Source organism: Bacteroidota bacterium (assembly GCA_018692315.1).
Classification (GTDB): domain Bacteria; phylum Bacteroidota; class Bacteroidia; order Bacteroidales; family JABHKC01; genus JABHKC01.
Map to the genome: position 1 here is coordinate 23,974 of JABHKC010000088.1, position 24,381 is coordinate 48,354.

13 protein-coding genes are annotated in these 24,381 nt (G+C 34.6%); 1 reads left to right on the forward strand and 12 read right to left on the reverse strand.

Annotated elements, in window-relative coordinates:
* Positions 1–22 precede the first annotated feature (22 nt).
* Complete coding sequence (locus HN894_06985) at positions 23–5,800, reverse strand: hypothetical protein (GenBank protein ID MBT7143067.1); 5,778 nt, start codon at positions 5,798–5,800, stop codon at positions 23–25.
* Between the two features lie 87 nt (positions 5,801–5,887).
* Positions 5,888–6,304: a hypothetical protein gene (locus HN894_06990; GenBank protein ID MBT7143068.1), complete on the reverse strand. Its 417-nt coding sequence runs from the start codon at positions 6,302–6,304 to the stop codon at positions 5,888–5,890.
* A gap of 382 nt (positions 6,305–6,686) precedes the next feature.
* Here HN894_06990 and HN894_06995 point away from each other — a divergent pair, with 382 nt between their 5' ends.
* Positions 6,687–7,838, forward strand: a complete 1,152-nt coding sequence (locus HN894_06995) for a tetratricopeptide repeat protein (protein MBT7143069.1) — start codon at positions 6,687–6,689, stop codon at positions 7,836–7,838.
* 14 nt (positions 7,839–7,852) lie between these two features.
* On the opposite strand, the gene HN894_07000 is transcribed toward HN894_06995, so the two are convergent.
* The 10 genes from HN894_07000 to HN894_07045 form a co-directional block, all read right to left on the reverse strand.
* Positions 7,853–9,160 (reverse strand): TolC family protein, encoded by a 1,308-nt coding sequence (locus tag HN894_07000; GenBank protein MBT7143070.1) that lies wholly within the window; start codon positions 9,158–9,160, stop codon positions 7,853–7,855.
* 62 nt (positions 9,161–9,222) lie between these two features.
* Positions 9,223–10,356 (reverse strand): DUF1016 family protein, encoded by a 1,134-nt coding sequence (locus tag HN894_07005; GenBank protein MBT7143071.1) that lies wholly within the window; start codon positions 10,354–10,356, stop codon positions 9,223–9,225.
* A 91-nt stretch (positions 10,357–10,447) separates the two neighbouring features.
* The gene (locus tag HN894_07010; GenBank protein MBT7143072.1) at positions 10,448–11,293 is read right to left on the reverse strand and encodes a hypothetical protein; all 846 of its coding nucleotides are present in this window, start codon (positions 11,291–11,293) and stop codon (positions 10,448–10,450) included.
* 25 nt (positions 11,294–11,318) lie between these two features.
* Positions 11,319–14,483 carry an efflux RND transporter permease subunit gene (locus HN894_07015; GenBank protein MBT7143073.1) on the reverse strand — a complete coding sequence of 1,055 codons (3,165 nt, stop codon included), beginning with the start codon at positions 14,481–14,483 and terminating at the stop codon, positions 11,319–11,321.
* Positions 14,484–14,531: 48 nt separating this feature from the next.
* Positions 14,532–15,653, reverse strand: coding sequence for an HlyD family efflux transporter periplasmic adaptor subunit (locus HN894_07020; GenBank protein ID MBT7143074.1), 1,122 nt, complete (start codon positions 15,651–15,653; stop codon positions 14,532–14,534).
* A 477-nt stretch (positions 15,654–16,130) separates the two neighbouring features.
* Complete coding sequence (locus tag HN894_07025; protein MBT7143075.1) at positions 16,131–17,930, reverse strand: T9SS type A sorting domain-containing protein; 1,800 nt, start codon at positions 17,928–17,930, stop codon at positions 16,131–16,133.
* Positions 17,931–18,014: 84 nt separating this feature from the next.
* Complete coding sequence (locus tag HN894_07030) at positions 18,015–19,490, reverse strand: MFS transporter (GenBank protein ID MBT7143076.1); 1,476 nt, start codon at positions 19,488–19,490, stop codon at positions 18,015–18,017.
* Positions 19,491–19,526: 36 nt separating this feature from the next.
* Positions 19,527–21,347, reverse strand: coding sequence for an exo-beta-1,3-glucanase (locus HN894_07035; GenBank protein ID MBT7143077.1), 1,821 nt, complete (start codon positions 21,345–21,347; stop codon positions 19,527–19,529).
* Positions 21,348–21,371: 24 nt separating this feature from the next.
* Positions 21,372–22,817, reverse strand: a complete 1,446-nt coding sequence (locus HN894_07040) for an MFS transporter (protein MBT7143078.1) — start codon at positions 22,815–22,817, stop codon at positions 21,372–21,374.
* Between the two features lie 53 nt (positions 22,818–22,870).
* Positions 22,871–24,358: a glycoside hydrolase family 30 protein gene (locus HN894_07045; GenBank protein MBT7143079.1), complete on the reverse strand. Its 1,488-nt coding sequence runs from the start codon at positions 24,356–24,358 to the stop codon at positions 22,871–22,873.
* Positions 24,359–24,381 lie beyond the last annotated feature (23 nt).

Sequence of the window (24,381 nt, forward strand, 5' to 3'; positions counted from 1 at the left end):
TTTTTCATTTTTTCAGTAAAATCTATTTCGCTCGAATTAAATGAACAGCACCTTTATCTTCATAGGTATGTCCGTCTTTTCCAGTTGCTTTGTATGCCCAAAAATATACACCGGGTGAGGCTTCATTTCCGCTATCTAATTTTCCGTCCCACCAACCTGGATCCGGCTCGTCTTCCGATTCGTTCCATGTCCAGGAAAAGATTTGTTTTCCCCAGCGATTGAAAATATATCCCTCCATAAATTGTAAAGTCTCTGTTTGGAATCTGAAAACATCATTCTCGCCATCTCCGTTCGGAGTGAAAACATTTGAAGATTCAACCATAGATTCGGCATCAGTAAATATATACCCGCCAACTAAGGTGTCGGTACATTCAAATTCGCTTGTTACAACATACATATATTTATAGTAACCTGCTTTTGTAAATTCTACCTGAGGGTCGCTTCCTTCAATAATCTCTTCGCCATTTGGAAATATATATGGGTCTTCATCAGGGAATATTTCAGCAGGATGCAGTAAATCGGCATAGTTTGTATCATATTTTATATAGTAAAAACGCCATTCAAATCCATCTCCAACTTCATAATCTGTAATTGTAGTAGAATCTTCAGGATCAGTCCATTCCCAGTAAGAAACATCTGATAAACCAACCATATGAGGTGCAATTCCATCAGTATCCTCTTCATTAACAAATTCGAAGTCAGCAATTACATATCCGGTATCTACAATTTCTACAGTAAAGGTATCAACACATTTGTAGTTTTCAGGATTTGGTATTAAAGTCGATTTTGCTCTTGCTGAATATGTGTATATTCCAGGTAACAATTCAATTTGGTTATCGTCAACAGAGCCATTAAACAAAGTATCTAACCAAACATAATTATTAACTTGTTCTCCATTTGTAGGTGACAAGAAAATCTCTCCATTTGCCCCACCACAATAAGATTCTTTTATTTCTTCTTCTCTGTAAACCGCATCGGGTTCAACAATGGTATCAACATATGTAGAAGAAAAACATAAAAAATTATTCTGAGTTATCAGAGTAAGGTAATGTTCATCAGCAGCTTCTGAATTTGGCCATGTAATCCAAAATTCTCCTTGCCCAATACTATCAGCTGTTACACCACTAGCAGCAGTATCAAGAATTCCATTATCTAATCCCCAATCCCAATCTATAATATATTTGTAATCGTCAAAATCATCGTTTGCACGAACTCGTGCATATTCAGATAATGGATCTTCACCGTTTAAGCAGAACGGGCGATCAAATATTGTATATATTCCTTCTGGAACTGGAGCAAATGTAACTTCAAGAGTATCTTTATCAGCGCATCCATAAGATTGCCCATACCATTGATTATCCTCGTTCCAAACCAATTCATAATATGGTTGGGTTGGGTTGTCGTAGCTAAGGAAATTAACATCAACGGTATCGTATGCTACAGAATCTTCATCGTGTCTGAAATTTATATTTGCTCCATTATCAGTTGACCAATACCCATAGGCAGTATCAACAGAGCGAATCGCATCTAAAATATATGAATAGCCACAAGAAGTATCAGTATTTACGTCTGTTAAAGAATTCCAGTGTCCACCGGCATTTGCGACAGGCACCTCTATAAAATTAATTACAATTGGATAGTCAGAAGAGTCTCTACAAAGATAATCTCCTCCCGCTTCAATATTATCAATCACCCACCAAATTTCATGTACTCCATATGAACCTGCAAGTACATCAGCATCTATATCGTTCGGATTCGGAAAGAAATCTACATCAAGTCCTGTCCAATATCCTGTAGCACTTGGGTTTGTAACAGGTTCGGCACTTAATAATAATGAATCTAATAATCCACAGACTGTTGAGTCACTCCAATCCATCGAAGGAATTTGCGGATCAGGCCATTGCCAATAAATCGTAGCGTCAGGAACTTCCATAAAGGTTATATCAACCGAGTCTGTTCCAATACAGTGCCAATTGGATTCCGTCCAAACGAGTGTATAGGTTGGATTTCCACTACTACTACCAACATGAATTTCCGCAAAAGCATTCATATAATCACCATTTGGGAAAGAAACACCGCTGTTTTGCATCCATTGGCCTTCTTCTCCGCCTCCAGTAGTGCAATTCAACTGGTAATCTAAACCACAAATAAACGTATCTACACCGGCATCTACAAGCGGATAGTCAACAAAATGAATATAAACAGTATCTCTATCAAGGCAACTTGGTTTATAAAAATTTCTTTCGGTCCAGATAAACATTTTAGTTCCTTCTTGCGAAACAGTAACATGAGCATTTGGATCAGCATTGTCTCCATTCAGGTAGTTTGCAGTTCCTGAGCCTGTGGACATAACCCACTGTCCGGTTGAAGCTCCTATAGTATATATAGCATTAAAATCGTATTCCAATCCGCAAATAGTATCCTCCTGTGTGGGGAAGTTATAGCTTGCATCTGCAACTGGTATTTGGTAGAATATTATCCAAACAGTGTCAATATCAACACATCTCATATATTCTATTTGCCACACAAAAGGAACCGCAACATGTGAAGTATCTCCAAAACTACCACTTATTGGTGCACCGGGCATAGAACCGGTATTAGGAATTGAGACCTCTGCTTCCGGGTTGTGTGCATCGTCGTATGTTGCTACAAGAAGGTCTGTACCCCAGGTAGCTTCATCGTAGGTCATACCGGTTACATCTGCCGAAAATTCGTAAACATTTCCGCAAATTTCATCGTTTGTTCCGGGCCAGGATGTTGGCGAAACTGCATAAGTTATATGCACATCGTCCTGCGAATTGCAAAAATCGTTAGCTTCTTGCCATGTATAAGTTGCTGTGTAAGAAGTTGTGCCATAAGCTTGAATTACTGTTGCATTTGGCATATTTACACCACTATTTGAAACTCCGGGTGTGGCCGGATTCACGAAATTAGAGCCTGAAGGTCCAAGCCACTCTCCTACTCCCATAGTGGAAATAGCATTTAAATCGTAGGAATTTCCACAAACTGTATCATCGTGGTTGGCATCAACATTAGGATTTTGTAAAAATTCAATAGTTACATAATCCTGATCGAAGCATTCTTCATTGTTTTCTCTCCAAATATAAGTGAATTGACCAAAATTGTAAACTGTTAAATAGGCATTCGGAGAGCTTACACCACCACCGCCAAAGTTTCCTAAACCAGACCAATTTCCATAACTTGCTGTTGGTCCACCAAGGCTATAAATGGCGTTTAAATCAACTGTAAGTCCACAAACTGTGGTATCATTTCCAGCGAAAGCTGTTGGAGTTGGTTTATAAGTAACAGTAACATTATCGGAATGAGTACAAGGTCCATTAGTTATTGTCCAGGTAAAAACTACATTTGTATTAATTGGATTATTATTTGCATTTGTTAAGAAGTCAGAAATGGTTACGGATGGATCCGGAATATCATAGGTTGGAGCCCAATTCACCGCAACAGATGCGTCCCATGCACCTATTCCTACATAATTTTGAGTAGTGTCTGCCATAAGCTGAACTGTTTCACCACATATTTGTTGGTCAAGTCCTGCATTTGCAATTGGAAGCTCCATCCATCTTGCTGGTGTTCCTATAGCAACTGACAAGCAATTATCATTAATATCAACTAAATTACTTGCAGGGACTGATCCGCCAATATTATTTCCAACTACTCCTGAAATATAATACCACTGTCCGTAAACCATGTTTCCGGGTTGGAAATAGAATTGTCCTGTGGTATTATGAGCAATTATATCTGAACCAACAAAAGTTCCAAACTGATTTGTATGTAGATAATACTCAAATCCATCGTTTCCATCATATGTTGTATCTGCATTTGTTTCTGACAAAATTGGAAGATATTGACATACTTCAATTGGTGTAGTTGGCATTGTTCCAGCCCATGAAGTGCAACCACAATTTTTATATCCGGAAACTGTTACAGGATTACAACTAAAGTTATCATCAACTATAAATACATAAGCGGTTCCTGAAGGTATCGGATCGCTAATAAAGATTCCTCCATTAATGGTTCCTACAGCCGAAGGAGTGCAAAACCCATTAGTATCGCAAATATAATAACTTGCCTGATTTCCTCCAATAATTTGAAATTGAACTGTATAAAATTGGTTAGTTGGATCGCAGGTTTCTATCAGATTAATTACCATTGGAGCATCAACAACATCTATAATTACCGAAGTATCACTCGGACAAACACCTCCAAACTCATAGCAAATTTCGTTAGGACCTAAGTTTGCAATTGCCGGAAAGAAAAATCCTCCACCTGAAATACAGGCGGAAGCAGCACCGGAACCACAAGCTTCCCATACTCCACCATAATATTCGGGGATTAATTGAACAGGAGGATCGGTTTGGCAAATCACTGATGGAAATGATAAAATACTAGCATCTGTAGGAAGTGTTATGTAGGTATTCGATGCTGAAGGATGACAAGGAGTGTAACCAGTAATTTCGTTTCCAAGAGTATCATAAAGATGATCTTGTATTGTTAATGTAAAAGTAGTAGTAGTAGTAGGTTCGGGATTAATAAATGGATTTGGATTTGTATAAAAATCCTGACTTCCCCATAAAGGGTCCCAAGTAACCGGCGAGCAAGACCAGCTTGCAGTAACAGAATCGTGAAGCACATAACTGCTTGTTGGTTTTAGCGGAACAACATAAATTGATGCTGTTGTCGGATCGCAAGAATTATCGTTAATAGCAGAATTTATTGGTCCTGAATCATAGTCGATGATTGTTAATCCACAATCCGATTGACCTTTAAAAGTAATTGAAACTTCGCTTAAAAATCCAACATCAGCACCAATACAGTCATAGATTTGTACTGCCCAACCACCTTCTGCTGCATTGAACGAACCATTTAACCAAAGCGGCGACCAAGGTCCGGCAGATGCAAATGTTCCGCTAAGTGGTGTTGACATATTGCAAACACAGGCAGTCATATACGGATCGCCAGGTGTTAATGAAGGTAAACCACTATTTATCGCTCCTGTAGAAAAACAAAATTCGTCAACATCGTTTCCGCTATTACAATTAGTATTTACTTCGTTTGAGTCGCACAAAAGAACTTGTGAAGCATCAAGAGTAGTACTGTTATTCCAGCCTGCAACTGAAGGAAGAAGTTCAACGGTAGTTACACCATCGGGAGCTACGAGATAAAATCCCAAATCGGAAACATAAGTATGGTCTGCCGAAAAACAAACTGTAATTTCAGTTAAAGAATCTACTATGAACGGGCTGGCAGGTGGGTCATAAATTGTTATATCATTAACTTCGTCAATGTAGCCACCTGTAAGCGAAAATGTATCGCAACCAGCAGCAATTGCATCAAATTCTACAATGCTTTGATTAATAAAAACATGAGCTCTTGCACAGGTTTTCGTTCCACCACAATTCACAACCACTTGATAAAACCCATTAGGTATATTTGTGATATTATCAGTAAATCCTGTTCCCCAATCCTGAATTGTTACAAATTGTTGGTATGTTGGCGATTGATCATCTTCATCGTACTTTCCCCATGTATATGTACATGTTGCATATCCTCCTGTAATATTTAGTTCACCAACTGAATCCTGCCCAACTTCAGCACAAAAAATAAAAATTGGATCTGGGTCAAGATTTGGGTTTGTATATGTAGTTGGAATTTGCTCGATGCCTGGATTTGCCCAAATAATAGGACTTTGAGAAAACGCCTGAATATTTGCAAAAACCAATAGAACAAAAAGACTTATACCAACTTTGTTCACTAATTTAAAAACTTTCTTTTTCATCATTATTTATTTTTATATAATTGATATTAAATATTTTATCAATAAAGAAATTAAAACTTGTATGTTCTAAATTTCAGTTTAATAGATTTACTATTTTTTCAAACTGAGAATAAACTTATCAGCATCCATCAATTTATCGTTCACTTCTACTTTTTGAACATTCATATAAATCAGTACCTTAGAAAATGTTCTTAAATAATTATCCTTTTTTAGTCTGATGTAGCATCTTCTTTGGTTTGCAATTTTGTCTGACGAATTTTTAATTCCGAATTTAAAAACTCCATCAAGTGCGTTTACTTTCGATGTAATTTCTTTTGTATTGAAATTGTCATTGATGCCTTTAAAAATGAAAGAGGCATAAAAATCCGAACCTTCATCAACAAAAAAGTTGTCAGGGCTTTTTACGACAATTGATAATGTTTCGCCTTTTTGTTGTGAAAATGAACTATTTACAAACAGAAAATTCATACATAAAATGAGAATAGATAGGGTTTTAAACTTTTTCATATTATTTAATTTTTATTATTATTTACTATTTATTAATTATCAACCTAATATTATTTATGAAAAAAATCATAATTTACAATTCACAAAACCTGCAATATTACAAAAAAATCTACTCAAAATATCAATATATTTATCCTCGATTCAATTTGCTTATTTGACAAAACTGCTTTAAGTTTCGTTGTCTGAGAAATGAATTATTTTTTATAGAAATGAAAAATAAATTGTTAATAGTACGAAATCGAACAGTAATGTTCGGAAACGAACGCAAGTAGAAGAATATAAATGTTTATTTATAGCTATATGCAAGCATAGTAAATAAGTAAATGTTTTGGTCAATAATTTGACAATGGATGAAAATTATTTATTAATTAAGAAAAGAAATATGAAAAAGTTTTATTTTTTGTTCGTAGGATTGTTGTTAAGTTTTAGCCTTGCTTTTCATAGTAATATTTATTCTCAAAAAAAAGGCAAACACAGCAAGAAAGTTGAAATTGGAGAATCAATAAAAATTTCATCGAAAATCCTTGACGAGGACAGGGTTTTACTTATTAGTAAACCCATTAATTCACAAATGTTCGATTACAAATATCCGGTAATTTATTTGTTAGATGGCGAATCGCATTTTAGGCATGTTGCGAGTTTGGTGCATTATTTGGCATCGCACGGAGTAATTCCGAATATGTTGGTTGTAGGAATTAGAAATGTAAACAGAGATCGTGATTTTACTCCAACATCTATCGAAAAAATAAAAACTACTGGTGGTGCCGATAAGTTTTTAGATTTTCTTGCCGATGAATTGATACCATATATCGACAAAAATTTCAATACAGAGCCATACAGAATTCTTGTCGGGCATTCGCTTGGTGGCGTTTTTGCAAGCTATACTTTGCTGAAAAAGCCCGAATTATTTAATTCTTATATGGCAATCAGCCCTTATCTTGCGTTCGACAACGATTTTGTGGTGAATATGACACAGGAAAAACTACCCGAAAGTTTTGCAAACATGACTAACTTTTTCATGACACTTGCAGATGAAAAATCATACCTGCCTTCAATTGAACAATATAAGTCAATAATTCACAAAAAAAATCCGAAAAATCTAAATTTCAATTTTAAAAGTTTCGAAGACGAAAGTCATATGACTACTCCACACATAAGTTTTTATTATGGAATAAAAAGCATTTTCGAGAAATGGCAATTTTCTGAAGAAACATATGCCAAAGGATTGCCAGCCATAAAAGAGCATTATAAAAAGCTTTCAGCGGCTTTAGGCTACAATGTCGAAATTCCTGAAGACGTTTTAAACATGCTGGGATACAACGAATTATACAAAAACAAAAATACTGATAAGGCTTTGGAAATTTTTGAAATGAATGCCCAGAAATATCCCAATTCTTGGAATGTTTACGACAGCCTTGCTGAAGCTTACTTGATGAAAACTGAAAAGGAAAAAGCGATGAAATATTATAAAAAATCGCTGAAATTAAATCCCGACAACGAAAATGCTGAAAAAATGCTGAAAAAGCTTAAGTAGGATTTTAAGAATAGCTATTTATAAACGGAAATAATGCCCGAGGTCAATCGAAGAAGTTCGGTTTTAGAATCAATCAAATTGTAAATGGCTTCCAATTTATTGATTGCAGTATTTTGATAAATAAGCTGTACATCGCGAAAGTTAAACGAATTTATTGCTCCTGATTTAAATTTTTCATTAGAGATTTGAAGATTCAACTCTGCTGCTTTCATGCTTTCTTCAGAAACTAAATACAGTTGTTTGCGAATATTATAAAACTCGAAAGTATTTATTAGCTGAATACTTAAACTATTTTTTATTTCCTCAAGTTGAATATCGCCAATTTCTTGCTCAATTCGTGCATTTTTGATGGCTCTTTTTACATTTCCGCCATTAAACAAATTGTAACTTAAAGCAAAGTTTGCATAATAATCGTAAGAATTACTGGTCATTCTGTCCAATCCTTCATATTTTATAGCTGAATTTAAACGATCGTAGCCCGAGCTTAAAGAAATTGTAGGATAAAGTGAACTTTTCTTTAGAGAAATATTATTTCTAAGGATTTTTTGATTTATATATTGATTTCTCAAGTTTTTGTTATTGGCAAACATTTTTGATGTAAGGTCAGAAATTTCGTAATCCTCAGTCGGAATTTCTAAATTATTAGTTAAAGAATAATTAGTTTCAATTGATTCTCCAAGCAATAAATTCAGGTTCATTTTTGCATTTTTCAAATTCAGACTTTGCAGCAAAACATTAGACGAATCGCTCAAAAATGAGTTTTTTGCCTGCAAAACTTCATATGTAACCGAATTTCCTAACTCCTTTTTTGCGAGCAAATAATCATATCTGTCTTTCGACAAACTTTTTACTTCTTGCAAAATATCCAGTTTCTCATTTTCTACAAGCACATTATAATATGCCAAAACTACTGCTTGAATTGTATTTTCAACTACAATGGAAAAATTCTCTTCGGTCATATCTTCAAGCAATTGCAGATTTTTTTTGTTCAGACTTATTGAAAATCCATTGAATAAAATCCAGTTTAACTGAATGCCGGGCATAATCATATTCGACGAATATTGATCGTTGCCTGTACCGGTTTGGCTTGGAGCATCGTCGAAACGGTTTGTTTGAGCCAGACTAAATGCCAGACTTGGATATCTGCCGGCCTGTCCCCACGAATTGTTATTTTTTGCAATTTCTAAATTCAATTCCGAAATTTGTACCTGATAATTATTTTCTAAACTTTTTATAATTGCCTCGGACAGCGACAGGTTTTGTTGGGAAAATATATTCGCTGAGATGAACAGGATGAAAATAAGGTTTTTTATTCTTAACATATGACTTTGATTATCAATTAATTATTCTACTTATTTTTTTGATGAGAGGGTTTACTCATTTTTTATAATAGTTTTTTTAATATATCGGTATCAGGTAGCATTCCTTTATACTTTTTCGGAATTTTTCTAGTTGTCTTAAACTTTGCTACACCCATTGCTTTGTTAAAATCTCGAAATGCAAATTCTACTACTTTGTCATCTTTTTCTTTGCAAAGGATTATACCAATTGACGGGTTTTCATGTTCTTTTTTTAGGTATTCGTCCAATGCTGATAAATACAAATTCATTTTTCCGGCGTATTCGGCTTTAAATTTTCCGCTTTTCAACTCAATTGCCACTAACGATTGTAGTGTCCTGTGAAAAAAAAGTAAATCAATGAAGAACTCTTCCTCGCCAACTATCATTCTATGCTGGTTACCAATGAATGAAAAGTCGTTACCTAATGACATTATGAATTCTTTTATATTCACTACAATTTTATTTTCTATTATTCTTTCATTATCTTCCTCATCTATATTTATGAAATCGAGTAGATATTCGCCTTTGAAGGCATCGGTTGCATGTTTTTGCAAGTTTTTAGGTAAGGTTTTGTCGAAATTATTTATTATTTTGCCTTTCAGGTCATACAATTGGCTATTAATGTTATATTCGAGTGTAGAATTACTCCATTGGTGCTCTATTGTTTTTTGCAAATAGAAGAATCGTTCTTTTAAGTCTTTACATTTGTTAATTAATGTTATATGATGGGTAAAGCCTATTTTGAGGAGCCTATTTTCAGCAAACCTTTCAATTTGCCTTGATAATTCTTTTTCGCCGGTTTGTGCAGTTAGCAACGGCATAAATTCACTATTTGCGAATTGTGCCGTTGCCAATGGCACAATAATAATTTCATGGTTCATTGCAGATAGTAAAACATCCTTGAATATTTCGTATTCTTCATAAAATTGCTTCATTTTTTGCAAATTTCTATATGAAAAACCTCTCAATCCTGATAATTCTTTTTGCAAATCATCAGAAATATTTCGTACTATTTTTGCTCCCCAATTAGATTTTTTAATTTTCCCGGATAGCTTAGAGCCTGTGTAATAGTAGAGTAAGAGCATTTCTCTATTTGCTAACGATGCTGCTTTATATCTACTTTTTACTATTACATTTTTTATTTCCGAAATAAACTCAAAATATTCTTGTTGCTGCATTGGATTTATGTAATTTTTATTCGAATAAAGCTTTGGATATACCTGATAATGAGTATTATCTTATTTGAAACCTCTATTAGTTTAATAATTATTAGCTTTTAAGTCTGTTTTTTTCTTCTTTTTTTGTTGCTTTTGCATTATGATCGCTAATTACCTTTTTACCGGTTGTATTTTCTAATTGTTTTCGGGCAGCTTTGGCTACTTTGCCGCCTTCTTTTGCTACTTCTTTATTTTCATTGAAATTTTCAGGTTCTTTCTTTTTTGAGATTTCTGTAGTTGAAGCTTCGGCAAGCATATTGAAAACAAGTTCCAAATTTGTCATATTATCGCGAAGATTTTCTTTTTTGAGATTTTTATAATCTTTGTATTCTTTTGTGGTAAAACCGCTCCATGTTTTTGTTATTTCGTTGGTAAGAATTGCATATTCCAAACCTTTTTTCACACCTCTTTCGTCCCATTCGTCAGTAAGTTCTTTGCGAATTTCTATACTTTTGAAACGCTGATTTATCCAATCTTTACTATAACCTTTTTTCAGATAGGTTTCCATTGCTCTATCAAAAGCCAATTCAGGATCGTCAATTTCATCAATTCTTTCTGTACCAACTTTTGCCAGCCATTGTTTGAAAGGCTCAGCTTTTGGCGAAGGAATAGATTGTATAAGTCGCAAAAGTTGTTCTGTATCAGCTACATCGGTCATTCGCATTTTGCCATCGCTTGCTTGCATTTTCAAACGGTTACAATTTGTAACCGTTTGGTTACCTTCTTTTAAAAGCCTATGTTTTAGGACTTTCCAATAGTTTCTGCTACCATGACGGGTAGTTTGGTTGCTAAGTATTCCAACTACGTCCACAATAGAAAAATACCATTTCTCATCTTCTTCGCTCCAATGTGTGCGAACTTTGTTCTGATCAAATAATTTTACCTTAGTTTCATTCATAATTCACAATTCAAATTAAACAAACTTAATCAACAGTTACATTTTTATGAATTATTGCTTTTGTAACAGATTCCTTTGATGGCTTTTTACCTGTTCGTATCCATCTTATCAAAACTTTCACATCGTTAATGCCAACAATAAGTGCCGGAAAAAACAGAAGTATAAAAATAGTCCCAATCATTACGCCATAGGCTAAAGAAACTGCCATAGGACGGAGAAACTGTGCTTGAAAACTTTTTTCCAAAATGATTGGATATAAGCCTACAGTTGTTGTTATGGTTGTAAGCAGAATAGCTCTAAAACGAGCTTTTCCTGCAAGTTGTGCAGCAATCAATACTTTTTTTCCTTCTAATAACAGATTGTTATATTTTTGCAGAAACACAACAGCATCGTTGATAATTACTCCCGATAGGGCAACCATTCCCCAGGTACTAAGCATTGAAACAGGAATTCCTTCGAAACCGTGCCCCCATATTGCACCAAGCCATCCCATCGGAATCATCAGGATAATAATTAAAGCATGAGAAACGGATTTGAAATGAACTGTAATGATTAATATTATTATTAATAAAGCAATTCCAAAATATTTCTGCAGGTCTCCCATGGCTTCGTTTGTTTCTTTCTGTTGCCCAAGATAGTCAACTCTCACCGATGGGAATTTTTCTAATAATACAGGTATAATCTCAGTTTTTATTTTTCCAAGTAATGGTGGGACTGGTTCTAAAGGATCTATTACTCCTGCTGTAACTCTGATTTCACGTTGTCCGTTGTATCGTTTTATTGAAACTGGACCTCGTTCGATAGTATATTCTGCCAATTCCGACAAGGGGAAATTTCCTGCAGGAGTTTTTATCTTCATTTTTTCTAATTGACCAATATTTAATCGGTCTTGTTTTGGATACCGAACCCAAACCCTCAACTCATTTCTACCATCTTGAAGACGCTGTGCCTGATCGCCATAAAATCCTTGACGAACTTGATTAGAAATTGATATTTGATTTAAACCCAAGAAATATGCTTTAGGTTTTAGCTTCAATCTGACTTCTTGTTTACCAACCGCATTATTGTCAGTAATATTTGTCAGGGTTGGCATTAATCTCATTTCATTTTCAAGAAAACCTTTTGCTTGATTGAGTTCTGCAAAATTTTCGCCGAGCAAACTAATTGAGATTGGATCGCCAAAAGTATTTCTTCCGGCTACCGAAAATTTTTCAGCTTGTGGAGTTTCACCAATTTTCTCAGATACACGATTCACAATTTCGAAACTTGATGTACCGCTGTCTTCCAAATCGCGAAGAAGAACAAAAATATTTCCTGCATGTGAACCGGTTTCTTGCCCGTTGAAAGCCATTCCAACAGACATATATGTATAGTTTACAAAATCAACCGTGTCGCTTAATTCTTCTTTTAGTTCTTTGTTAACCTCCCAAATTGCATCATCGAATTTCTTAACATATTCAAAAGTAATTTTTTCTCCAGTACCTGGTTTAAACGCAACATCAATATTAAATTGGTCGAACGGAATACTTGGGAAAAATGTATATTGAATGAATCCACCCTGAAACAAACCGGCTGTGATAGTAAACAAGCCTAATGGCAAAAAAACCATTGCCCAGCGGAATTTTATGATTCTTATCAATAAAAATCCATAGATTTTCTCTTTTACATAATTAATTCCTTTGTCTAAGTTTCTTCTAATTTTCATTCCACGTCCTGAACGTCTCTCATGGCGTAGAACGTGGGGACTTGCGAGATGTGCAGGTAATACAAAAAATGCCTCAAAAAGCGAAAAGAATAAACTAAAAACTACAACAAATGCCATTTCAAACATAAATTCCATCATGCTTCCAAGCATAAATAATGGAGAAAATGCAACTATTGTTGTTGAAACTGAGGTTACTACAGCAGGAATCACCTCCATTGCTCCATCTATAGCAGCCCGCCTTGGACTTTTTCCTGCTTCGAAATGTGCAAAGATATTTTCAGCAATAACTATCCCATCGTCAACTAAAATTCCGATAACGAGTATCATTCCAAAAAGAGAAATCATGTTGATAGTAATTCCATAAATATTTGCAACCATAAACATAGCAAAAAATGAAGCCGGAATACCCCAGGCTACCCATAGCGAAAGTCTGAAATTAAGAAACAAACCAAGTGCAAGAATCACTAATATTAAACCAATACCACCATTGTCTCTTAAAAGCAATAGTCTTTGTTTAAGCATTTCAAGAAAGTCGTATGTAATATCAAGTTTCACTGCATCGTGTTTTGCATTAAACTCTGAAACATAGTTGTTTATATATTCTGAAATTGTACTTAAATCTTCGTTTGGCAATTTATTCACCTGAAACGAAACAGACTGTTTGCCGTTCATGAAAGATTCGCCAGGAACATCGGCAAATTGAACTTTAACTGTTGCTACATCTCTGATATGCAAAAAACTACCATTAGGATTTGCTCTCAGAATAATATCAGATATTTTTGCAGGATCAACGCTTCTCGACCTCGATCTAATAAGAATTTCTTCTTCATCAGATTTTATCATTCCGCCGGATAAGTCAATGTTGTTCTGAGCAATAGCATTTGCAATTTCGCTGAATGTAAGATTATATCTTAGCAAATTTTCTTCGGTAATTTCAACAGATATTTCCAAGTCAGGAAATCCGGTAATGGTCAATTGCGATACTATTCCAGAATTTAAAAAGTCATTTTCAATTTCTTCGGCAAGTTTTTGAAGTGTCATCAGATCGACATCGCCCGATAAACCCATAAAACCAGCCATCGTAATATTTCTTTGCTTATATACAATTGGTTTTTCGGAATTTGTAGGAAAAGAATTTATCGCATCAATAGCATTTTTCACATCCATTAATGTCTCGTCTAAATCGTAATCTCCTGTGGTTGTAATGGTTACAGTAGCGAAATTTTCCATAGAGGTAGAATTAATTTCTTTAATTCCGGTAATGCTCCTTATGGCTTCTTCAATTCGTGTGGTAATTCCTTCTTCCATTTCTATTGGCGAGGCTCCTGGATAGGCTACTGAAACGAAAATATTTTTTGAGGAAGTTTCAGGAAAAAATGACATTCTCATACTTGAGATGCTGATTATACCTCCAATTAGTAGAACGGCAATTATCAAATTTGCATAAAATGGATATTTTACGAATATTGTTACAAGTTTTCTCATTTATTAAGAGGATTAGTGATAAGTATTTGGAAATTAGAAATTAATAATTCAATTAATGATCTCATATTCGGTACCTTCAATGGGATTTACAAGTGCTTCTGCAACTATCTTAAGTCCCTCTTCTAATCCTGAGAAAAGCAAAGTTTTTTCATTTATTTTATGAACATTTATTTTTCTCTTTTTCAGTTTGTTATCTTCAATCGTAAAAACTTCATCATTGTTATTAACATAAGATCTTTGAATTTCCATTACATTTTCCATTTCTATGCCAGTGAAACGAGCTTTTAAATATTGTCCTTTTAATAAAAGATTTTTGTTATTTACTATTTTAATAAAAATGCTAACAGATTGTGTAGTAGGATCTACATAATTTGCTTTTCTAACCACTTTTCCTTTCCATGGCAATTTATGATTGGCTGCAATAACCTCCACTTCTTGTCCAACTCTAACCCATTTTGCATTTTCAATTTCGAGCGGGACTTCGAGTTCTAATTCGTCAGTACGAATAATTGTAGCTAATCGTATTCCCGGGGATGCTATTGCTCCAGTTTCGGCAAAAACATCAGTGTAAGAGCCATTAAATGGTGCATAAATTGAATATTTTTGAAGTCGGATTTCGTCACTTTTTATCGAAAAATAATCGCTTAGAATATTTCTGCTGGCAAGGAAAATCTTTTCTTGTTTAGTTTTAGTTTCTGGAATTTCCGGCAGGGGTTTATCCATTTTAATTGCAACAAAAAAATCTGACCATTCTTCATAAATATTCGGATAATCAATTTTCAAATCGGGCAACAAGTTGGCAATTGAATTTAGAAAACGGCTCTTTTTCGATTGCAGAGCCAGTATAAACTCCTCGCTATAAATTTTCATCAATAAATCGCCCTTTTTAAAACTTTGTCCTTTTTTTAGAGAAATCTTTCCTGAAAGGATTTTCCCTTGAACTTCAGCACTTAAATCAATATATTGTCGCGACTCTAATCTGCCATGCGCCTCGACGCTTGAACTTAAAGTTGAATATTTAATACTTTCAACTTTAATATATTTTTTCATTTCTTCTTTTTCAACTCTTGGCTGCTCTTCTTTCATGCTAGCAAAAAGCATCATCATGGAAACTGAAATTGTTAGAATTGCAATTATTGATATTATTACAGTTAATACTCGTTTATTCATTACTCTTTCTTTATTATTAATTTTTGTAAAACTATAAATTTGATTTAGTAAAATGTCTGATTTATTGTTAATATTTTATTAAAAAAGCGTTGGACTTTACAAATTTTATGCCATATCAAGTCAGTATCAAAATTTTCCAACTCTATTTTCAAAGATATATGTAAAGACGAGACTAATTTTAATTATTGCATTTTATAGTAATATTTATGAAGTTTTTCTATGGTTTGGTGTTTGATTTTATTTTTGAAGAATGAAATTGATGAAGTGAGAGGGTGGCTTTGAGTCACTATCTCACTACTATTTAAGCTCTGACTAAAAATAATAACAATTAGTTTTATCAGATAATATATGGTCTTTTAAATTCAAAAAGGAGTCCTCAAAAAAGAACTCCTAATTTTTTCTTTTAATAAAAAAAGATACATTAAATAAATAATAAACTTTATAGAAAACCTTCAGTAAAGTTCAAAAATGATGATATTAGTTTTTAAGAAATTGTCCGCTAAATACTTTCCCGGTAGTTTCTTGAATTCTAATAAAATATAAACCAGCATCAAGATTACTTATGTTCAATCTGTTGCTAATTAGTTCTTGAATATTTATTTTTTTACCTAAAATATTATAAATTTCAATAGATTGTACCAATTCTGAATTATTGATATTCAAAAAATCTGATGCAGGATTTGGAGATAATTGAATTGTCTCAAAATTGTTTTCTCCAATTGCAGATGGTTCTGCCAAAACAATATTGTCGAAGTAGAACATTGCGCTGGAAGAATGTCCTTCACCACCCAATTGAACAACCACCTGATCGTAGTTTACGCTATCGGGAATTGTACTGAAATCAAATTGGAGAGTTACCCATTGGTCAAAATCGCTAACTGTGTTAACTATCTCGGTTTGTGAAGCCCACGCATTTCCTCCCATCAAGCTATTTTGCAATTTTATGGCAGTTGTCGCAGCCAAATCTCCGGTGTAATCATTAGTTGACGGAAAATACACATCAATACTGAAAATATTTTTAGAAGTAAGATCCATCCTATGATCTAAAATGAACTGGGCATTTGTCCATTCGAAGCTGCCCGAACGATTGTATTCTGCAACATTATTGTTTGCATCTACAGGGTCGGCTACTATTGTCAAATCCACTAAATCCGGATCCTGAAATTTCCAATCATTGATTGTTCCGTAACCGTCATTTTCAAAATTGTCTTGCACATCAGCCGCTAACAATGGTTTTGGGCCTGCAACAAGGCTATATAATTCAATATCATCGAAATAGAATTGGCCTGTTGCAAAGTGTCCTTCACCACCAAATTGAACAACCACTTGGTCATAGTTTACACTATCGGCAATAGAGCTAAAATCGAAAGTAAGAGTTAGCCATTGGTCAAAAAGGATGACTGTGTCAATTAGTTCTGTTTGAGTAGTATATGCATTTCCTCCTAGCAAACTATTTTGCAATTTGATTGCTGCTGTGGGAGCTAAATCGCCTGTATAATCATTGCTCGATGGGAAATATACTTTCAAATCGAATAAATTCTTTTCACTTAGGTCCATTCTATGTTCTAAGACAAATTGAGTATTAGTCCACTCGAAAACACCTGTGCGATTATAGTCAACAACTTGATTTGTAGGTTCAACAGGGTCAGCAATGATTGTTATATCTACTAAATCGGGATCTTGAAATTTCCAAGTGTTAATAGTTGACCATCCGTCATTTTCGAAATTATCCTGTACATCTCCAGCTAATAATGGTTTAGGACCTACGGCTATTCCCAATGATGGACCCACAATATCGTCAAAATAGAAAAGATTGTCGGTAGTGGAAGAAAAGTCGAAGAAAATTACAACTTTATTATAAATACCGGATTGTGAGCCTGCAAAATCGAATTCTATCTGCTCCCAAACATTAGCTGCTGAAACAGTTGCACTCACTTCTACAAAAATCCCAGCATTTGCAGCATCTTCAAGTTTAAAAAGCACATCGCAGGCAATAGGTGAATAAACTTTTAGCTGAAAAATAGAGCTTGAATCGAAGCTTATATAATCGGCAAGTTCGCCATAAACATGTGCCCACTGTTCTTGCGATCTTTGCCATTCTCCAACATTTGCGCTGGTATTGATACCTGTTTGATCGGGATTTGCTACCATTGCAGGAACATTTGGCCATCCAATAAAATCTACATTTTGATTTCCATCAAAATCATTGTAGATTGATTGTGCATTAAGCATTGTTGCAATTAATAAAATTGCAGAAATTGTAAATAATTTTGTCATTTTGTCAATTTTTAGTTACTAATTAATTCATTAATTTTTAAAGTTATTCATAAAATATAATATAAAGATCAAAATTGCATTAATTTAATTGCCATTTCTTCTTGCTTCCAATTCAATTTTTACTTTTTCTAAAGTTTTATCGTCAAGTTTATACCAGAAAAGTAAAACTGCTGTAATTAGATATAAAGTTCCTGGTATAATTGAAAAAAGTAATCTCAAACTGAGGATAGCTTCATCGGTTTGTTCAATTGCAGCTCCATCATAGTTTGCTATTGTTAAAATAAATCCAGCCAATCCGGTTGCAATTCCACCACCAAGTTTTTGTGCAAAAGTAGTTGCCGAGAAAAATAGTCCGGTTGCTCGCCTGTTGTTTTTCCACTCAGAAAAATCTGCTGTATCGGCAATCATTGCCCATAGTAGAGGTATTGTTGGTGCAATAGCCAGTTTTGATAAAATGTTAATTGTATGAAGCATATAGAAATCTTCGGGACCAGGAATATACAATGCAATAGTGAATATTCCGGCAATAGCCGAACAAACAATATAAACATCGCGTTTCTCAAATTTTTTGGTAAGCGGACGAGCCAGCAATACACCAATTATTAAAGCTATAGTAGTTGAAGTATAAAGGATAGTTGCATCGTTTTCAGATTTAATAAAATATTTGAAATATTGATTTATCACTGCAGCTTGCAAGAGAATTAGCACGAATGTTATAATTCCTAAAACAAATAGGATAATCCATGCTTTCATACCGAAAACATTTTTTATATCTTCTCTCAGATTGCTTTTTTGATTTTTTGGAGGTTCTATCCTTTCTTTTGTTGAAAAATATGAGATTAAAAGCAGAATAACTCCCAAAACACCTAAAATAATTGCAATGAGTTGAAAAGCATTTTGCTCAAATTGTGTTATCATTCCTTGCAGAGTTCCGGTTGAGTCTAACAATTTGGCATCTGCCCAATTATATAGCTTAATGAAATCTAATGCTTTTGGCGAAAGATTAATAGATTTTGCGTAAGCTAAAACATCATCTAAAATCAATAGATTTTTGAAATACATTGTAAAACTAACAATGAACATTCCTGTAAATCCGAGAAAGAAACGATACTGATTTAGCAAAGTCCTTTGCCCCGGGTCGGCAGTCATAACTCCGGAGAGTGCTGAAAATGGCAGGTTTACAGCTGTATAAAATGTACTAAGCAGCAAATATGCACATGTAGCATAAATTATTTTTCCGGTCTCTTCCAAATCCGGAGTAGTGAACAACACAACGAGAGAGACACTCAATGGAACTGCAAACCATAACATGTATGGACGAAATTTGCCATATTTTGTTTTTGTGCGGTCAGCAATTATTCCAATCATAGGATCTGAGATTGCGTCCCAAATTCGGGCTACCATCATAATTGTTCCGGCAGCAGCAGCTGAAATTCCATATACATCTGTAAAATAGAAAAACAAAAACATACCAGCCATATCCCAAGAAAAATGAGAAGCAGTATCTCCCAATCCGTATGAGAATTTTTCTTTGAATGATAGTTTTGAATTATTGCTCATCCTATAAAGTTTTAATAAATTTTTATAAATGTATGACTATCTTGAATAATAAATATTTTTTACAAAAATCTGTTTTCCATCAAAGTTTTCAACTCCTCTAAAAAACAAAAGAGCGGTTAAATCATTTAAATTTGCTCCTTTTTCTAATATAGCAATTGGAATAGAAAAACTTGCCCAGTTTTCTTTTATTCGATATTTACTTTCTGGTGAAAAAATTACATAGTTGTTTGATTGCGTGCCTTTTGCAAATATACCTGTCTGAAACCCAAGCTTGAAGGAAGAATTAGTGTTTCCTTTAATTTCAAAATTTAAATTTCCGTTTACAAATTTCGACATATCCTCACCAATTCCATCAGATTCTAATTCTATTGCACAACCCCACCAATCTCCATGTCCGCTGGTAATTTTTATTATTCTTGAAGAGTTCAGTTCGATATCGCAAGTTCCCTCCCATGAATTTAATTTTAGTTCAGAACATGGAAATGTCATATCATTAGTTTCATCAGGAATTAAAGATTCACTAAGAACAACATAGGTATTTTCCGAAACAGTTTCTCCGGGCTTTCGATTAATATTTGTTGTTGTAATTGATTTATCCCCAATTTCAGCTTTTGAAGGCGGCGGAAGAATTTCAGAAAAAAACACGGTTTCATCTCCATTATATGTTTTGCTGATAGAAATTCCATTTCTGGTCAATCCTTCAAAAATTCCTTCATCGACTAAATCCCACAATGCGTATTTTGCTTGCCCGTTTAATTTTATTAGTCCGAAATGATTTTCTGAACCCAAAGTATCAGCTTTATCTTTCCATTTCTCATCAAAAGCCTCAAAATAGAAACATGACATTCCAGCCTCTAATGTCCAGTCTCTCATATGTTTATAAAATAGTGCTTGTTTATATTCATCGGCAGCCTGCGAACCACCCTCTCCATATAAAGAAGACGAAATGCTTGCCCATCCTGTTTCGCCAATATGAATGGTTTTTTCTGTATTTATACTGGAAATATAATCAGCCGCAGTTTGAAATTGAGATATTGCATAATTTTTTGCCCTTAACATTCCGGCATCAATTTTTTCTACTGTAGAGAGTTTTTCCTCTTCTGCCGGAACCATCCAAAAAGTTGGATTGTAGTGGCTGTCGTGAAATGGATACGTGTGGAGTGACACATAATCGACTGCATTTATCAATTTAGATAAGTCTTCGGTATGATAACTTTTGTCGCGGCCTCCCCAGGATTCATAATTGTCAGAACTTGTAATCCAAATATTTGCAGGTAAATTTCCATTCATTTTTAAATTTTGCAAATATTCGACCCAATGAAGGATAATTTTGGCTTGCACAAAATATTGAACTGCCCATTTGACCATAGCTTCGTTTCCTACTGCAATAATCTTGACAATATCAGGGTATTCGTTTGCCATTTTTACGGCAGCTTGAATTTCAGCATTATTATTTTTCAAATTTCCCAAAGAATGATTGCGATTTTCGGTCCATGCTCCCTTGCATTCTATCCAGGTTCCTAACATAACAAACATTTCAAAATCTGAATCCTCATTTTTTAATTGACTAATTGCTTCCAACAGATTGGAAACTTGCAAAAATTGTTGAGAATTGTATGTTCGTATCAGCTTTATCCCTATTGCAGATAAGATTTTCATATCTTCTTTCAGCTCAGCTACAGAGGGAACTATTTCTCGTGTGTTTTGTCTATAACCTCCGTATGAAATTGCCGGGTAATCAGGATTTCCTAAAATGTCTGCTGCTCCTATTTCTATTGATTTTTGTTGCTTGTTCATACAACTGTTTGTGAAAATTATTGTAAAATATAATAATATTGCTTTCGTAAATGTTCTCATTTTCGGTAGATTTATTGTCCTCAATTATTTTTTACCTTGATGTTTTACTTTCCCTCTACGTTCAATTAATGCTGCTCTAATTTCTCGAGCTTTTTTCTCGGTAACATCATATTTCCACATCATGATTACTGCCATCAAACCAGTGAATATCGGAATTACAATGTCGGCAATTCTGAGGTTTGTAATCGTTTCAACCGTTTGAACTGTTACATCTTTATCAAAACCAACTAAATTTAAAACTGCTCCGCTGGTAAGTAATGCTACAGCAGTTCCCAATTTAACCATCCACCAGTAAACTGCTCCAAAAGTGCCTTCTCGCCGTGTTCCATTATTTAGTTCATCGAGGTCGCAAACATCGGCTGTCATAGACATCATCAAAGTAAACAATCCACCAATTCCGAAAGAAATTAGAGGAATCGGGAGAAACATCAAATATGGGTTATCAGGACTAAAACCCCACCATTTTAAGGCATATCCTATAATTGAAATAATTGTAGCAACAAGAAAAGCATTCTTTTTACCAATTTTTTCAGAAAGAAAGGTAATTATTGGAATCACTAAAAAAGCAGTTGCAATTGCACTAACAGTACCAAACCAAGCAGGCCAATGTCCGGCAGCTTCGGTATCGCCGTTAAACAGGTAAAAAATAATAATAAAGAAGGCAAATTGTGCAATTGTTTGAAAACCATTAAACACAAAAAAGGTAGCTCCACACAAACGTAAAAAAGGTTTACTTACGAAGGTCTGTTTTATTCCTTTAACAAACCCTTTAGTGTTCTCAGTTAGATCTTTCCACGACATTTTTGAATTTTGTTTGGAAGCCGGTGGAATAAGCTCTTTGCAAAATAGAGCAGGCATTATTCCGAGAAGCATGCACAAGCCTCCAACCCAAATTGAAAGATTCCTGGCACCTTCGGGAGCAGTGTCGTACAGAGATTGGTCGTAAATTATTACCCAAAACCAAGGAGCAATCATCCATGCAATTTGTCCCATCCATTGCGAAACTGCCATCAGTCTGGTACGTTCGTTATAGTCTGGGCTCATTTCGTAACCTAAACCTATTAGAGGGGTTGCAAAAATTGTATATCCTATATAAAAAACCACTGATAAACTCAAAAAGAAATAGAAATTATAGCTTTGTCCATTTTCGGGATACAACTGCCACATGTACATAAAAGTAATTCCGGTGATTACGCTTCCCAGAAAAATATATGGTTTGCGTCTTCCCCATTTCGATCTGGTATTGTCGGAAATATATCCCATAATTGGATCTGTAAGTGCATCTAACAAGCGTGGAATTGCTGCCAATAATCCGGCAAGAAATGGATCCATTTTTAAAGCCAAAACAAGGATTATCATAAATACTCCTAATGCTGCCGGAAAAAGTTGGTTTGCCAGATGTCCCGATCCGAAAGCTATTTTCTGACCGAAAGGAACAATATCTTCATTGGCAATTTTATAAGGTGTCATTTAATTGTCATTATTATATAAATTTTCAGAGTTCTCATCTTTCATTCTCACATTTACTTTAGCACAATTGTCTGAATTGCTTGTGGACTAATTTTTACTTCAGCTTGCTTATCTTCAATTGAAAGTTTAAAGTTTTTGGCTTTCAGACTCATATTTAAGACAATAACTACAATTGATCCATCAGGATTTTTTACTGCTGTAAGCATCAAATCTTTGTCGGTATTTTCAAAACCTATCCTTTCCGAATTTGGTTTTATGAATTTGCTAAAATGAGCAATAGTGTAATATAGAGGCGTGAAGTAAACTTCGTCGAGTTCCGGATCGACAATTACAGGTGCAACACACCAGTTTTTAAACCAGTTTGGTCCGCCTTGTCTGTCGAGAACCATGTTCCAGTCTATCCAGCCTTCAACCCAATTATTCAAACAACCAATAATATCTCTTGCATATCGATACACAGGAGCATATTTTGGATGTTTATGTTTGTCTTTATCTGGAGCCCAATCCAAGCCCCAGTCGGTTGCTTCTTTTTTCCAGTACCATTCGTCTTCTTTCCAATGTGGAACTTCCGAGTCGACACATGCTTCCGATTGAATTATATGTTTGTTTGGAGCAATTTCGTGAGTAAAATTTAAGGATTCGGGAAACCAATCGGTTGTGCTTGCATACCAGTGTATGGCAGTTCCGTAGAAATATTTTGAAGATTCTTCGTCTGCAAACATAATCTTCGCCCACTCGACTAATTCCTCGCCACGATTTTGATCGTAACCGAAAATTTTCGTGTCGTGGCCATCTGTTTCAAGTTTTTGCCCAAGGTGATTTTTTACAAAATCGACCATTTCTTCGGCATTAAAGTGCATGCTTTCCCAATTGTTGCCATTTCCGAGAGGTTCGTTTTCGACAGTTACTCCCCAAATATCAATTCCTTCTTTTTTATATTCAGTTAAATATTTCGAGAAAAACAAAGCCCAGGTATCGTAATATTCCGGCAATAATTTTCCTCCAACCCAACTTTTGTTGTCCTTCATCCAAGGAGGTGCCGTCCAGGGCGATGCTATTATTTTGAAACCATTTTCAGATTTCTCCATGGCTTGTTTAATCATTGGGATTATATCATCACGATCTTCATCAATTGAGAAATTCTGCAAATCTTTATCGCCTTCCACAGGTGCATAAGAATAATTCTTCAAAGAGAAATCGCAGGAATTTATATGTGTTCGTGTTAGAGAATATTTTGCTCCATTTGTTCCAAAATATGCATCAATAATTTGATTTCGTTTTTCTTCGCTTAGCTGATTTAGCAAATATGCAGAAGATTCGGTAAATGAGCCACCAAAGCCTTCGATAGTTTGAAATTTTGTTTCAGGAAATATTTTGATGATTTCTTTGGACTCTTCCTCCGGGAAATCAGTTATTTGTTTAAGTTTATTTCCGCTGGCTGATGTTTCGTAAACTTCAAGCGATAGTTTTTTTTGTTTCATGCTGCATCCTCCATAAACTACGATGAGTATTACGATTAATAAATTTCCAACTGATTTCATTTTATATCTTTTATTACATTTTT